The 14037-nt window shown below is 34.6% G+C and carries 16 protein-coding genes; 11 read left to right on the top strand and 5 right to left on the bottom strand.

Annotated elements, in window-relative coordinates:
- Positions 1 to 508: 508 nt before the first annotated feature.
- The 3 genes from BGP15_RS11105 (at position 509) to BGP15_RS11095 (ending at position 3896) form a co-directional block, all read left to right on the top strand.
- The gene (locus BGP15_RS11105; protein ID WP_286769543.1) at positions 509 to 2731 is read left to right on the top strand and encodes a glycosyltransferase; all 2223 of its coding nucleotides are present in this window, start codon (positions 509 to 511) and stop codon (positions 2729 to 2731) included.
- Positions 2732 to 3008: 277 nt separating this feature from the next.
- Positions 3009 to 3131, top strand: a complete 123-nt coding sequence (locus tag BGP15_RS11100; protein ID WP_286752179.1) for a hypothetical protein — start codon at positions 3009 to 3011, stop codon at positions 3129 to 3131.
- Between the two features lie 393 nt (positions 3132 to 3524).
- Positions 3525 to 3896: a response regulator gene (locus tag BGP15_RS11095; protein WP_286752178.1), complete on the top strand. Its 372-nt coding sequence runs from the start codon at positions 3525 to 3527 to the stop codon at positions 3894 to 3896.
- 10 nt (positions 3897 to 3906) lie between these two features.
- Here BGP15_RS11095 and BGP15_RS11090 read toward each other — a convergent pair whose 3' ends face one another.
- The gene (locus BGP15_RS11090) at positions 3907 to 4203 is read right to left on the bottom strand and encodes a hypothetical protein (protein ID WP_286769542.1); all 297 of its coding nucleotides are present in this window, start codon (positions 4201 to 4203) and stop codon (positions 3907 to 3909) included.
- A 159-nt stretch (positions 4204 to 4362) separates the two neighbouring features.
- On the opposite strand from BGP15_RS11090, the gene BGP15_RS11085 reads away from it, so the two are divergent.
- The 5 genes from BGP15_RS11085 (at position 4363) to BGP15_RS11065 (ending at position 6552) form a co-directional block, all read left to right on the top strand.
- Positions 4363 to 4755: a hypothetical protein gene (locus tag BGP15_RS11085; protein ID WP_286769541.1), complete on the top strand. Its 393-nt coding sequence runs from the start codon at positions 4363 to 4365 to the stop codon at positions 4753 to 4755.
- Positions 4752 to 4976, top strand: coding sequence for a hypothetical protein (locus BGP15_RS11080; protein WP_286769540.1), 225 nt, complete (start codon positions 4752 to 4754; stop codon positions 4974 to 4976). Before BGP15_RS11085 ends, BGP15_RS11080 begins: the two co-directional genes overlap by 4 nt.
- A gap of 707 nt (positions 4977 to 5683) precedes the next feature.
- Positions 5684 to 5842 (top strand): heavy metal-binding domain-containing protein, encoded by a 159-nt coding sequence (locus BGP15_RS11075; protein ID WP_286769539.1) that lies wholly within the window; start codon positions 5684 to 5686, stop codon positions 5840 to 5842.
- Entirely contained in the window at positions 5843 to 5965 is a 123-nt protein-coding gene (locus tag BGP15_RS11070; protein WP_286769538.1) for a hypothetical protein, read from the top strand.
- 44 nt (positions 5966 to 6009) lie between these two features.
- Positions 6010 to 6552, top strand: coding sequence for a hypothetical protein (locus tag BGP15_RS11065; protein ID WP_286769537.1), 543 nt, complete (start codon positions 6010 to 6012; stop codon positions 6550 to 6552).
- 155 nt (positions 6553 to 6707) lie between these two features.
- Here the strand turns inward: BGP15_RS11065 and BGP15_RS11060 are convergent, their stop codons facing one another.
- The 3 genes from BGP15_RS11060 to BGP15_RS11050 form a co-directional block, all read right to left on the bottom strand.
- Complete coding sequence (locus tag BGP15_RS11060; protein ID WP_286769536.1) at positions 6708 to 7172, bottom strand: hypothetical protein; 465 nt, start codon at positions 7170 to 7172, stop codon at positions 6708 to 6710.
- Between the two features lie 99 nt (positions 7173 to 7271).
- The gene (locus tag BGP15_RS11055; RefSeq protein ID WP_286769535.1) at positions 7272 to 9806 is read right to left on the bottom strand and encodes an NACHT domain-containing protein; all 2535 of its coding nucleotides are present in this window, start codon (positions 9804 to 9806) and stop codon (positions 7272 to 7274) included.
- Positions 9807 to 10135: 329 nt separating this feature from the next.
- A complete protein-coding gene (locus BGP15_RS11050) occupies positions 10136 to 10813 on the bottom strand; it encodes a DUF6904 family protein (protein WP_286769534.1) in 678 nt (225 codons plus the stop codon).
- Between the two features lie 375 nt (positions 10814 to 11188).
- Here BGP15_RS11050 and BGP15_RS11045 point away from each other — a divergent pair, with 375 nt between their 5' ends.
- The 3 genes from BGP15_RS11045 to BGP15_RS11035 all read left to right on the top strand — a co-directional run bounded on the left by BGP15_RS11045 (position 11189) and on the right by BGP15_RS11035 (position 13589).
- Complete coding sequence (locus tag BGP15_RS11045) at positions 11189 to 11425, top strand: YbjQ family protein (protein WP_286769533.1); 237 nt, start codon at positions 11189 to 11191, stop codon at positions 11423 to 11425.
- Between the two features lie 119 nt (positions 11426 to 11544).
- Positions 11545 to 13014 (top strand): ATP-dependent nuclease, encoded by a 1470-nt coding sequence (locus BGP15_RS11040; protein WP_286769532.1) that lies wholly within the window; start codon positions 11545 to 11547, stop codon positions 13012 to 13014.
- A 353-nt stretch (positions 13015 to 13367) separates the two neighbouring features.
- The gene (locus tag BGP15_RS11035) at positions 13368 to 13589 is read left to right on the top strand and encodes a hypothetical protein (protein WP_286769531.1); all 222 of its coding nucleotides are present in this window, start codon (positions 13368 to 13370) and stop codon (positions 13587 to 13589) included.
- A gap of 1 nt (position 13590) precedes the next feature.
- Here the strand turns inward: BGP15_RS11035 and BGP15_RS11030 are convergent.
- On the bottom strand, positions 13591 to 14037 hold a 447-nt coding region (locus tag BGP15_RS11030), incomplete at its 5' end, for an integrase core domain-containing protein (RefSeq protein ID WP_286769530.1).

The raw sequence follows: 14037 nt of genomic DNA, 5'->3' as shown, positions 1-14037 counted from the left end.
ATGTCGATTTAATGGTTATACTATATGCAAATGTGCCCGAAATCGACTTTTTCCGATCCGCACACGTATTTGCAGTGCCTACCTTATTGCGTGAGATGTTAGGTTATGCTTCTAAATGGAGCCAAAATTTTGAAGAAACAAAGAACAATATCATTTTTTGCAGGTAATATTGACTTGTTTACCTAACTTTTGTTCTGAAAAATCTCAGGAAAGGGGAGCCAGCTGTTTATTATTACCCAATGGGGACACCAGTACATCTTAAAAAGGTTGCTCGCATACCGATGGAGAAGCAGGATGATCTATTGGACGGCGAACTGATTCAGCAAAAGGTTCGAGCATATATTATCCGATTCAAATTTTAACATAACATTAATAGTTTTTCAGATATAACATTCCAGCTAGCATTTCTCTCATTTTATTTTCGTACATTTATAAACCTCCCTACGTGTAGCACCTTGTCAAAGATACAAGAAGATCGTATGCAAGGACTTCACTTAAAAAATCCAACATGATTTCAAAAACAAAAAAAGGAGTTGCGTTCCTTTCCACTTTTCCTCCACGCGCCTGCGGTATTGCAACCTATACAACAGATCTGATAAATGCTATCGCGAGTAAATTTGAAGAGTCGTACCGGCTAATTCCCATACCGATTGTAGATAATAATACATCGCAAGATGATGGCCCATTGGGGAAGCTAGATATTTTAAATCCGCTTTCATTCGATAATATCCTTCAAAATATCCTGTGTGATCTGGATATTAAATTGATTTGTGTCGAACATGAGTTTGGTCTCTTCCTTGGTCAGGAGGCTAAATTCATATCTTTTCTTTCGGATCTCAATGCAGCACAACTTGCTACTGTTGTCACTTTCCATACAGTGTTGCCAGCACCTGATCGCACTATGCTCGAACATGTATCTGCCATTGCTTATCATTGCTCGCAAATCATCGTGATGACCCAGGGATCTGCCGATATCCTTATTCATAATTACAAAATTCCAACCAGTAAAATAACTGTAATTGCGCACGGCACCCATTTAGCCCCAGCTAAGGATAAATATGCCATTCTTGAGTATTTTAACCTAGTTGGCAAGAAAGTCCTCAGTACATTTGGTTTGCTGGGGCCCAGCAAGAGTATAGAAACCACACTTTATGCACTTCCATCTATTATCGAACAAAACCCAAATGTGATATTCCTTGTTTTAGGAATGACACACCCCAACCTGCTTCGAATTGATGGAGAGTCGTATAGAAATGAGCTTGAGGCAATAGTTGATGAATTCGGTATTTCAGCTCATGTGCGTTTTATTAACGAATTTCTTTCCACGGAAGACTTATTAGCCTATCTATCTATAACCGACGTATACCTTTTTACGTCAAAAGATCCGCTACAGGCCGTTAGCGGTACGTTTTCTTATGCGCTGAGCTCCGGATGCCCCATCATCTCTACGCCAATCCCGCATGTGAAGGAGGTTTTAAAGGAAGATATGGGCACCATAATAGATTTTCAAGCTTCTGATCAGCTCGCAGCTGCTGTCAATCATATTTTGGATGATGAACTTCAATTAAGCAAGATTCATCATGTTAACCTTGAGAAGATGGTCAAGACTTCCTGGCAAAACGTTGCTATAGCTCATGTATATCTTTTTGAGCTTCTTATAGATAAAAAAGGGAAAATGATCTACTCCATTCCGCCGCTGAATCTGGACCATATTTTTCGGATGTCCGATGAGCGCGGCTTTGTTCAATTTGCTGATATTTCCACGCCGGACCTTTCAAGCGGTTATGCTTTGGATGACAATGCAAGAGCGCTTATAGCCATGTTACATCACTATAGATTATACGAAACCTACGAAGACCTTGGTCTGATACAGAAATATCTGGATTTTATAGGTCATTGTATGCAAGAAGATAACACCTTTCTAAATTATGTAGATATCTACGGTAATTTCACGATACAAAACCAGCAGGAGAATCTTGAAGATGCCAACGGTCGAGCAGTCTGGGCTCTGGGCGAAGTGGTGGGCATGGCCAATCTTTTGCCGGAAAGAATAGTTAAGCTTGCAATAGAACTTATGGAGCGAGCCTCCAAACATGCTTTAGTGTATTTTTCGACAAGATCGATGGCCTTCACGATTAAGGGACTGATTTTTATGAAGGGCAAAAATTATAAAGCTATAATCCAGGCACTTGCGGATCGATTGGCAGCCATGTTTAAACATGAGAGCTCTACGGACTGGCAGTGGTATGAATCGTATATGACCTATGGCAATAGTGTTATTCCGGAGGCTATGTTAATCGCCTATGAGACAACTGGGGATTGCCGCTACAGAGATATTGCCTGTCAATCTTTTGATTTCTTGTTGAGCAAGATTATTGTTGACAATGAGGTTCATGTGATTTCCAACAAAGGATGGTCACAACGAGACCAGCCGGCAACCAAAACTAGGGGCGGGGAGCAGCCTATTGATGTTGCCTATACCATTATTGCACTAGATAGGTTTTATAAGTTTACAAGAGATGAGCAGTATAAGAGAAATATACGAATCGTATTTGAATGGTTTCTGGGAAGGAACCATATTCGGCAGATTGTTTATAATCCTATTACCGGCGGATGCTTTGACGGCCTGGAAGAACACACGATCAACATCAATCAAGGCGCAGAATCCACAATAAGCTATTTAATGGCCCGGCTTAAGATGACGGATTATATGAATGAACCTGTTCGTTAGTGTATTTAAAAAACTTGATGCCTGATTGTCAATTATTATGCGTACATTTATTACTGCGATCTGCTATTCATCTTAACCCATTCAGTAGATCCGATATGATAAATACACTTGTTTTATCTTTAAATTCTCCACGATATACCTTTCGGAAATTTTCAGTTCAACAACTAGCAGCTTGCGTACTTCAAAGAGTAAATACGATTCAGCTTAATATTATTCCTTCCGATCAATCATAGCTATTGAAAGTAAAAGGACCATCATTTTATAAAATCCATACATCATGAGTAAAGACATTAAAAAGGAAAAAAGCACCAAAGAGAAAGCACAATCTTCTTATCAAAAGGAAAAAGATGGCTCCTCTAAAGAGGTAACGGATAATGTTTTCCGTAAAAAAAAGAAATAGGCAATCGAAAAGGTAGCTTATTTTTTGCACTTGCACAAGGCAGATTATTTTGAAGCGGGTATACAGTCTGGATTATTACACCAGGCTTTTGCTCGCTTTTTTAATTTGCAAAGCTGAATGATATACCCATTGTTTTGACAACAAAATGAGTTTCATCACAAAGCGATGTTTTTATACGTCTTCGTCTGAATATACACGTGAAGTATGGGTAATGACGTTTGAAGTAGAACCAAATATATTCGATGGGCGTTCAATTTTAAAAAGCTCTAGGGCGATAAACTTACTCAATGGAAAAGCTCATTAAGAGCTAATCAACAATCAAGGAAGGTGGATCTTATGCCTAAGATCCATTTTTTAATAAGCGATGAAAAAAATATTTCTTAAAAAAATAAGATGAAAAAGACAATAGTAGTGTGCGATGATGATAAAGAAATACTAAATGCATTTTCCTTGGTGTTAGAGAATCAGTATACGATTGTTATATCTGTAGCAAACAGTTTAGTCCTGACGGAAGTGTTGGATACTATGAATGCTGATATACTCTTTTTGGACATTCATATGCATGCACGGAATGGTGACATGATACTCCGTGATCTAAAGAGTTCCGCTAAATATGATAAGCTGCCCGTGATTATGATGTCAGGTCATATCGACGGAAGAAGAATCTCTTTGGAATGTGGGGCAGAAGGTTTTTTAACAAAGCCTTTTGAACTTACTGATCTGGAAAACTATATACGAAGATTTGTTTATGAAAGTGAATCGTAATGCCCAATCGTCAAAATAGAGCTTGCCTGCACTTCTTACTCATATTAAATAGCTTATACACGAGCTCCATCGAGGTTACCTCCTTACCGCGGAACGCCGATATCGAGATTGAGTGTATAGTATAGATCTGATATACAGCTGCCTGGCAGAGCCAGTCCAGTTGGAATATCGTATCTAAATATTTCTGGATGTGAAGAGACGACCAATAGCAGCCAATGTTGTCATCGGCACCACTGTCTTTAGCGATATAGGAGGGAGCTATGTCGATTTCTTTGGCGGTGGCTCTACCAGCTATTAGAGGCTTCATCCATCCAATGGCCTATAAAAAATGAGAAACCCTAAATATCTATACTTTATACAATATTACTAATATTTTTAGTAATATTGTAAAATGAAACCTCTGGAAATCTTTTGCCGAAATCGGGTAATGTACGCTCAAATTACCGTGCATGATAAAAGCATGGGCATGAAAGATTATCATCTTTACAACAAAAATGGTCTTGCTTTTTATGTTTTCAGGAAATCTCAGGGAGAGTGGGAATTGGCATTCGGTGTACTCGCCGATGACATCAAGGAAGCGTGCATTGACGCCCTTATACTTCGCTTTGATACGGATGTGCCTGAGTTGTTTTATCATCATGGAAAACGTCAGGTAGTGGAAGTTCGGGCCAAGAAATACAGCCTTTGGCATATTTATCTCAATAATGCCTATGTAGGAAGTATTCAGTATGCCCCATTCACTAAACAGTTCAATTACCACCTAGATGACAATTGCTTATTGACCGATGATCACGTGCAAAAGTATATAGTCCTGATACAACGTGGGGAATTAAAGTGGATAAAGGACGATATTCGATGAAAAAGAATATAAAGTTCGAATGTGACGTGTGTGGTCAGAAGCAAGTGGTTGAGGTTTCTGTTTTGCATGGCGGTGGAACCTTGCAAATTATGATTGATCGGTTTTTTATAATGAATGTAGATTTTCGCAATGGCGAATGGGTAATGCTATGTAACAATACGAGCTGGTTGACCACCGACGAACTTGTTATTATCCTTGATGAGTTAGGCTATGAGGAATAAAAAAACCTTGAGTCTGGGAGGATCTCAAGGCTTCCTAATTACAACCTATTTTTGAAAAGTACTATTAATACAATATCGAATCCTATTTGGTTTTAAAAAAAAATATTTCTAGCTGTTGAGCACGGAGTACTAGCTGTCAATAAGTTTTGTGTTACCGGATTTTTGACTATAGATGATCTAAGCAGCAAAAAATATTTTACGTTGACAGATGAGGTGTTGGTTATCATAGAGAAGCTTTCTGATAAAAGACGGTTGTCATTATCGAAGAGTGGGTTGATCTGGAGTGATTTTGAAACTGATCATATATTTGATGAAGTGAAATAGCCTTATGGAATTGAATTATTATTAGGATGGAATTTTTGAACAACATTTTTTAAGAAATGAACAACAATTATCTCAACTAATCTCGCGATCTTTACAGTAGATGAATGCCCAAAGCCGGTTAACATCTAGCCCAAGCGGACATCTAGCCAACATGGCCTCCCATAGCGGTTATAAGGGGGGCTTTTTTTTACTTTATTGTCTTAGTAAAACCGTTGAGTAAATCAGCTACGGTTTCCCGTAAACATTCCTACTTTCAAATCAATACCTTAGTCTTACAGTTTGTAATAATCTTGAAAGTTAATATCTGTAAACATATTAATTCAGCATAAATAATGTATATTAGGCTTGGGTATTAACCTTGCCCGATTCAAAAGTAGCATGCCATGATAGTAACCACGACCAATTCCATCGAAGGGAGGGAGATTTCACGATATAATGATCCAATAGTTGTCAATGTTGTTATCGGCACCACTGTCTTTAGCGATATAGGAGCTAGCTTTGAAGATTTCTTTCGCCGTCGAACTACCAGCTATGAGAAGTAGATGCAGGAAATGTACAAGCGTGTTACCGAAATGCTCAAGCAACGTGCGCAGGCAATTCGTGCTGATGCTATTATTGGGCTCAGTGTAGATATCGACGAAATCTCAGGAAAGGGGAGTAAATAAAGTAATAAATAATCTTACCTTATTAAGCTAAATTTACAAAGGATATGAAAATTAGTAATTCATTAACCAAAAAAGTTTTTTATTGTCTAATTCCGTTAATCATTCTTTTCGTTATCGAGTTGATGGACAATTTTAAAAACTTAAAGTTGTTAGTTTTAGTTGTGAATGGTAATAAAGGAACGGCAACAATTGTCGATAATCCATTTTATAAGTTATCTAAGTCTGAAGAATTTTTAAATAAAAACGGTGACTTTGATTCGGAAAGATTTGAGGAGTTTTTGAGATCTAAAGGTATTCTAGACAAAAAATATATAAAATTTGAATATTTTGATGGTGCTAAAATTTATACTGATTCTTTGCATTATAACTACCACGTTGATTATGGCTCAGACCCTGAAACAGGAAGTTATTATTCTGAATGGGTAAATCAGTTATCTGAGTTTATGCCAACAATTAATACGGAGCCAATTGGGTATAAATTTGATATAATATATTTCAAAGATTTGTCATACCCCGAAATGGTTGTCTACGAGAGTAAAAAACATAAAGAGCATCATGCGATCATAAGGAATTTTATATTTATGTAGGGGCTTGGGATCTTAATTTCAGGTTTTATTTTCACACATTACTTTATTCTGAGAAATTAAAATAATCAAACTTAGGATAGAATAAAATGGCCTTGTAGACTCACCTGTTTTTGGGAAGATTTCACTTAACGATTAACAAGGGGGCTGCTTTTTGTTCACTTTTTTAATAAAACTATCTCTTTTTTTATTTCATCAATTTCTCTTTTCGCATCATTAAGTTCAGTTTCCAATTTGTCGATTTCTTTATCTTTATCAGAGTTAGTACTTTGAACTAAACTATAAACCGACAGTATCGTTGGAATAATTAAGGCTAATACAGCTATTATTAATGAAGTTTTGGAGCGTTTTAAATCTTTAATTGTTAATGAGTTTATTTGGATTTCTGTTTCTAGATCTCTTTCATTTTTTTTATACCAACCAAGCTGTGCCGCTTTAACGCCAGAAGGGGTAAGCTCAAAAGGTTCAACACCTGTTTCAGGAAGTTTAATAAAACCATCATTAATCAAAGTTTGCTTTAAAAATTCCATTTGCCAAGACTCAACAGCCTGGTCTTTGGTTTGTGCATTGAAAATAAATTCAAAAGTCATTTTTGAATACTTGGCATTATTTTCAAGTTTCATCTTTTGAGCGAACAAATAACAATGTAATATTGCGTCGAGTATTTGATTATTCGTCATGCTAATAATGTAATTAGTTTTCAGTGTGTTAATCCATTTATATTATAAATTCCCATTTTCAGCCGACAGATACTTTTGCACAAAGTCAACTAACGATTCTTGTTCATGGTTTGGTCTCGCAGCGATTATTTCAAATAATATCTCTTGGTTTTTATTGACTAGATTTTGCTGTCCTAAGTCTTTAATTAGCCATTCAATATTATCATTCAATTTTGAAAATATAGTGAATACACCCTTCCACCATTGGTTTTTCAATAATGGTTGTATTTTTATGCTTCTATTCCCCAAAATTTCTTTAGCAGCTAGATGCTCTTGGTATCTTAAATGCCCAAAACCATATTGACCATTTTTTTCCATAGGGATAAGTATATTGCAAGGATCTATTAATTCATGGACGGCAATTGTTGATTGTTCTCTACTGAGATGATTTTTCATAGCATCTGCAGCAAAACTAATTAGATTTTCAAGCGTTCCTTCCCGGGTATTATTCGAATGTAGGAAAAAGGCTAATTTGCTTGATAATGTTTCCAAATGATGGGGAGTTATTGTAATCCTAGATACTATATTCTTCACGTTATCATAATACCCTGTTAATAATTTGATTCTATCATTGTAAAGATTGATCTCTGTACGTGGTAGTGCCAAGTTGTTTTCAGCTAGTACACACAGAGTGGTTGTTAATAGCGGATTTCTTACTATTTCAGCCACTTCTCTATTATCCTCTAGATGTTTTGTTATTCTGCGATATATAACATCATTATTTATTTCGGAGAACCACTGCCTTATAAATAAATTTCTCTGTTTTGTGGTAAACGGCATCAATGTTATAGAAAAAAATGAGATGGTATTTATTTCTTTTGTTGATAGCCGCGAGGAGACAATTATCTGCGTGTTGAAATTATAAATTTTACTAAACCTATTAATTTCTTCTGGAAGCCAAGGTCCTGGTTTAATTGCTTCATCTAAACCGTCCAGTAAAAGAACTGTTTTTTTGGATTTAAACAGTCCCTCAAGTAAACCAACATCAGTTGATATACCAAGTTTGTTTAAATAGATGTTGATGCATTGAATTAATTCTAAGGGCTCATTATCCTGTTGGATTTCATTAACATATTGTATCATTCTAGAAAGAGAAATCCAAATAGGCATTTTACTACCCAACTGGGATTGATTATGCGCATACATTTGAAGGGTTGTCGTTTTGCCAGCGCCCGCTTCTCCTAATACAAGGAAGTTTAACCCCGTATCAAAAATTTTATGAATATCAATTGAAAGGCGTGGTATTTCTCCTTCTCCGATAACATCGTCTTCTTTAGATTTTAAACAATTTGTTATTAATGGATTTCTGAATATCACCTCAGTAGTAGATATAACAGTCTCTGCCTTTTTCAAAAAGTTTTTCAATTCACTAATACTAAGATTCAGTTCACTGTTTAACCCATTAATTTGAGTGATTATCCAATCGTGCTTTTTGATAATTTGTTGCGATAATTTATACCCATCAATTGTTATTTTATAAAGTACCTTTGGTTGGGCAATTTTATTAGTTTCCAATTGTTTACTAGCTAAAGACAATTCCTTTTCTAGAAATTGTACTTTCGATTTTTCAATTTCTACTAATTCCTTAGCCTCAGCAATAGAAGCCTTATCTTGTTTCTTAAGCTTAGTTTCTTTGAGATTTTGCTCTTTAATTCTTAGACTAAGTCTAGCATCTTCAACTTCTGCTAGTTTATTTTTATGGTTTTTTTCTTTCCGATGTAAACTGTCTTGCCATTTATTGTAAATTGTTAAATCGGCAGAAGAGTTAATATCTTCTAATGATCTGTTTAGAAAATTTACCTCATATTCAGCTGATAAAGATTCGCAAATGCCCCTGAATTCTCTCCATTGTTCTAAAGTTAAATCGTAGTTGTGTTCGATTGGATCGTATTTCTCATTCAGTAGAACTCTAGGTGTTCTCTTACCCAAATTAAAATTAATATCGGTGTAAATAGCTTTGATAGATATCTTATTGTTATAACCTAAAGCTTTTAGGAGAATTTCATTGTTTAGAGTTGGGGAAATTTTATCAGGAATATTGGTTTCAATTCCTAATAAATTATCTACAATATCCATACAATTTTTTAGTAGAAGTTTAGTTAGTCTATTTCCGTCAATTATATCTATATTATGATCCTTCAGTGTTTCATGTTCACTAAATCGAGTTTTTAATGTATTAGTATTAATTGGGTAGGAGGATATTAGTATTATTTCAGTGGGTAAATATTTTTTTTTATCAGTGTACAATATGGGTTTTTTGATACAGTTTTCCAATTGATTAACTACAGTTTGAAGACTATCATTTCCTGACGCTTTATTCGATAATTTAAAGTGCTTAACCTGTGCTACCGATACTTTAGTATTCTCGAATCTATCATCATACCACAAAATGATATCTTTTCCATCCTCGTATACGCCACCATTGAACTCAACTTTTTTATATCCAAGTACTTCTAATAGTGGAATTATTAATTCAACGGTAAGTTTATTTTCAGATATACTTTGTATTTTTTTTAGCAGTTTTTGTGGTGTACTCATGTTAAAATATGGTCTGTCATTAAATTTACAAAAATCCTAAGCAAATAAGGTATTTTAGTTTTTGTCGTTCAAAAAACCGGCTCACTATAGTTGAATGCTAAACATTACCTTATAAGCAGCGTATTTGCCGTGCAAATATTGATTTATAGAATGGCAAAAGTTCAAATAGTTCAATTTTAAGACCGTCTCCGTAATCAATTGTTTCTTTCAATAAGGTAGGTATTACCGCGTCAAACAAAGACCTAAAGCATTAATCTAAAAAATAAGAAAGGCAAATGATAAAAGCTTAGTAGCAAAAGTGTCAGTAATAAAATAGATAGTATATGATTTTACCATTTAACCGTTTCGTAATCAAAATCACTATCACTTAATTCCAGTTCTGAAATTTCGCAGTTAAGTCTTTTAGCTTCCGCGGTCAAGAAAGACTCATAATCTTTATATTCCTCTGTATAATAAACAGCTCTTTTCAATAAGCCAGGTAATTTTCGAAATGCTTTTTTTCCTCCTCCTAGTTTAAAATAATCTAGGTTTATGCTCCTCATATAATGATATATGTATTTATTGCCGCCATAAATTGCATCTTCAATAAAACCTGTTAGATGTGCAGCACCAACTACATCATAAGAATACATGGCCTTTTCAAGCCAAAATTCTATGACTAAAATCTGTGATATATCAAATTTATTAGTTTCTGCATAACGCATATTAAATTTCAGGGCGGTAAGAGAAAATAGGAAATGAACCCAGGAAATCTGTACACCCAAGTACGAACCTTCCTCATAGGTTAAATGATTTCTGTCCGTTTTTAGACGGCTTCCTTCTTTTGCTTTACGGATTTCATAGGAAAAACCGCTGATCAAAGTATCCCTATTGTCAAATCCTTTCTGATTTATTTTGTCTTCGTTATTCCAGAATTTGGCGACGACCTCATAAAAATTGTTGAGATCATCATAAGTTCCCCATATCTCTAAACCTAGTCCGTGTTTTGTTGGTATGATATATAACATTGATGTGTTTTATAAAATAATGTGAGCGTTGTCGCATGAGCAATTTACGTTCGATATTTAATATGTTCGATCCGTAAAATGTTTGTACATATCATAAAATTAACACTTAATTTTCATCAGGGATTATGGGAAACCAGAATTGTTTAAAATAATATGCAACTCATCGTAAATATAAAATATCATTATGTTTTGGTGAGTAGGATAATTGTTATATCGGTTACGGTTTCCCGTAACAAATCCTACTTTTAAACCTATACCTTAGCCTTACAGTTTGTAATAATCTTGAAAGTTAATAGCTGTAAACATATTAATTCAGAATAAATAATGTATATTAGGCTTGGGTATTAACCTTGCCCGATTGAAAAGTAGCATGCCATGATAGTAAACACGACCAATTCCATCGAAGGGAGGGAGATTTCACGATATAATGATCCAATAGCAGCCAATGTTGTCATCGGCACCAATATCTTTAGCGATATAGGGGCGAGCTATGTAGATTTCTTTGGCGGTCGCTCTACCAGCTATGAGAAGAAGATGCAGGAAATGTACAGTAGTATCAATGAAATGCTTTTTGAATATTATAGTTTTATAATACAAATTCTAAAAAGATAAGCAATACTAATGTTTTTTTTATCAGTATATAGGGGCGGGACAGAAATCACGTTTTAACAACCTAAAGTAAATTTATACAATAAAATCAAAGTGAATATTTTTTAGAAATAATGAAATAAATGAATACATTAAAAGTTAAAATTGAGAAAATAAAAAATATTGAAAGCGCTAATTTTGAATTGCCCTTAGAAAGTGGTGTCTATTCTTTGGTTGGTGCCAATGGATGTGGCAAAAGTACGGTTTTACTATCTGTTGCTCAATTAATTTCTAAACACTATTTAGGAACCTTGAAAAAGGAAGATTATCAACAAAGTTCTAAAGTAATGTATACTGTGGATGGTGTAAATGACACTTGGGAAGTTGATACTACAAATGGCTTTTGGACATCAAACATTTTTCCAAGAACATTAAAATTAAATGGTCTTTATGAAGGCTCATTGTTTTATGGTACGAGGTTTAATGATTCTCGGAGAATTGATGAATATTTCGAGAGTGGTAAATTAGATGCAAGTGAAATTGTCCCAGCTGATAAGTATGTAATTGAAAAATTAAGTTATATTCTTCATGGTGACTATGATCATTATAAATCATTGCATAGGGTAAGGAATAAATATATTACTAGAAAAATTAATGTTAACAACACGCCATATTTCATAAACGTGAATGATAGATTGATAAGTCAGTATAGAATGAGTTCTGGAGAATGTTTACTTGTTTCTTTACTGCACTTTATTTATAACTCTATTGTGAGGAAATCACTTCCTGTTGATAAAAAAGTTTTAGTTCTGATTGATGAAATTGAATTAGCATTGCATCCTATTGCAGTAAGTCGATTAATAGATTTACTTGATGAATTAACAACGGCACATAAAAATTTAACAGTAATGCTGACTAGCCATTCTCCTGAAGTAATACGTAAGATAAAACCATCAAATTTATATAAAGTACAAAATTACAACGGAGTTCTTTCTATTGAGTCAAATTGTTATCCAAGTTATTTGATACGTGATGTTTACCAACATGATGGCTTTGACTTTTTATTTTTGGTTGAAGATGTTTTGACTAAAAATATTGTAGAAAAAATTCTATTTACATATAACCTTAAAGCTGGTAAATTAATACATATTGTACCTGTTGGTGGCTGGAAGAACGTCCTGGAATTACATAAAGAATTATTAAGATGGAATGTGTTAGGTTTAGGAAAGCAAATCGTATCAATTTTAGACGGAGATATAATTAATGAGGTAAGTAGTGAGTATAAAGACATAAAAAAGTTTTTTCTTCCGATAAAAAGTATAGAGAAGTTTCTTTATAAAGTTATTATTGAAGACCCTGAAACTAAGTTGATTAGAGTTTTAAATGACAAATATTTTACCCTAAAATCTATTGAAAGCTTGGCTAAAGAGTTTAAGGAAAAATATCCTACAACTCCCCCGAATCCCGATAAAAAATTTTATTTTAAATTAAAGAAAGATTTTGAAGATAGAAAGATAAGTGAAGATTATTTCATTAATAATTTCTGTGATGATTTAATGGAAAATATTGATTTTACAAAATTTATAGATAATATCAGAAAGGTACTAAAGTGATGTATTTACTTTAAAACATCTTGTTTTAAAGTAAATACCTGTTTTTTTAAAACAGTAGTATGAATTTTGTCGATGAAATAAATTAAATAAGTTATTCTTCCAATTATTCAAACTGGAGCCGTATACTTATTCATACTGGATATACTTGAACAAGCTGACCCCTCAAAATTGAAATAGATTTAGGGATGCATATTGCTTTTAAAGCTGTTATTCAACTGCCATACTGGCTCATGTTGCCCCCCTAATTCATTTTTCAGTTCATTTCGCTGGAGCATGCTGACCCCTTAGCAAGTAGTTTTTGTTACTTAGTGATCAAACAATTCGGATCACTGATGGCTAGAAAACCAAAACGAATGAGTCAGATAAAGCAATTAAGATTGTACCAGAGCGGTGGCGGAATAAAAACAATCGCCCGCATCCTTGGTATGAGCAAGAATACGGTGAAGTCCTATCTTAAAAAGATGGTCGACGGCGGTTTCAATACGGAAGAACTTCTTAAACAGGAGGATCCCCTGTTGGAAAAGTCGTTCTGTAAGTACCCCATTTTTCCGACAGCTGGGATTGGACTTTTCTAATTTACGTTACTAATTGATTTATTTGTTGTTTGTGTCTAATATTTTTTGATAATTCCGTTGGTGTAAGATTCCCAAGACCTTCATGGGGTCTGTTGTTATTGTATTCATCCATCCATGCCTGGGTATGTTCTCTTACTTCTGACAAGTTGAAAAATAAATAAGCATCCAAAATTTCTTTGCGATAACTTCGGTTGAACCGTTCGATGTACCCGTTCTGCATAGGCTTACCGGGCTGGATAAATTGAATAGCGATGCCTTGGTCTTTACACCAGAGCTCAAAATGATGACTGGTGAATTCAGGACCATTATCTACGCGTAGACAGAGCGGTTTGCCCCGCCAGTCTATGATTTGTTCAAGTGTCCGAGTTACCCGCAAAGAAGAAATTGAAGTAGCTATTTCGATACACAATATCTCACGGGAACAGTCATCCATCACATTAAAGGTTCT

Source organism: Sphingobacterium sp. 40-24 (assembly GCF_001899705.1).
Taxonomy (GTDB): domain Bacteria; phylum Bacteroidota; class Bacteroidia; order Sphingobacteriales; family Sphingobacteriaceae; genus Sphingobacterium; species Sphingobacterium multivorum.
This window is presented reverse-complemented; position numbering and strand designations above follow the sequence as displayed.

What these genes read in the sequence shown, in the direction of transcription:
- BGP15_RS11095 (WP_286752178.1), top strand. Translation starts at nt 3,525, where the DNA reads ATGAAAAAGACAATAGTAGTGTGCGATGATGATAAAGAAATACTAAAT.
- BGP15_RS11065 (WP_286769537.1), top strand. Translation starts at nt 6,010, where the DNA reads ATGAAAATTAGTAATTCATTAACCAAAAAAGTTTTTTATTGTCTAATT.
- BGP15_RS11035 (WP_286769531.1), top strand. Translation starts at nt 13,368, where the DNA reads ATGAGTCAGATAAAGCAATTAAGATTGTACCAGAGCGGTGGCGGAATA.
- BGP15_RS11040 (WP_286769532.1), top strand. Translation starts at nt 11,545, where the DNA reads ATGAATACATTAAAAGTTAAAATTGAGAAAATAAAAAATATTGAAAGC.
- BGP15_RS11050 (WP_286769534.1), bottom strand. Translation starts at nt 10,813, where the DNA reads ATGTTATATATCATACCAACAAAACACGGACTAGGTTTAGAGATATGG.
- BGP15_RS11090 (WP_286769542.1), bottom strand. Translation starts at nt 4,203, where the DNA reads ATGAAGCCTCTAATAGCTGGTAGAGCCACCGCCAAAGAAATCGACATA.
- BGP15_RS11060 (WP_286769536.1), bottom strand. Translation starts at nt 7,172, where the DNA reads ATGAAACTTGAAAATAATGCCAAGTATTCAAAAATGACTTTTGAATTT.
- BGP15_RS11075 (WP_286769539.1), top strand. Translation starts at nt 5,684, where the DNA reads ATGATAGTAACCACGACCAATTCCATCGAAGGGAGGGAGATTTCACGA.
- BGP15_RS11085 (WP_286769541.1), top strand. Translation starts at nt 4,363, where the DNA reads ATGAAAGATTATCATCTTTACAACAAAAATGGTCTTGCTTTTTATGTT.
- BGP15_RS11105 (WP_286769543.1), top strand. Translation starts at nt 509, where the DNA reads ATGATTTCAAAAACAAAAAAAGGAGTTGCGTTCCTTTCCACTTTTCCT.
- BGP15_RS11100 (WP_286752179.1), top strand. Translation starts at nt 3,009, where the DNA reads ATGAGTAAAGACATTAAAAAGGAAAAAAGCACCAAAGAGAAAGCACAA.
- BGP15_RS11080 (WP_286769540.1), top strand. Translation starts at nt 4,752, where the DNA reads ATGAAAAAGAATATAAAGTTCGAATGTGACGTGTGTGGTCAGAAGCAA.
- BGP15_RS11055 (WP_286769535.1), bottom strand. Translation starts at nt 9,806, where the DNA reads ATGAGTACACCACAAAAACTGCTAAAAAAAATACAAAGTATATCTGAA.
- BGP15_RS11045 (WP_286769533.1), top strand. Translation starts at nt 11,189, where the DNA reads ATGATAGTAAACACGACCAATTCCATCGAAGGGAGGGAGATTTCACGA.
- BGP15_RS11070 (WP_286769538.1), top strand. Translation starts at nt 5,843, where the DNA reads ATGCAGGAAATGTACAAGCGTGTTACCGAAATGCTCAAGCAACGTGCG.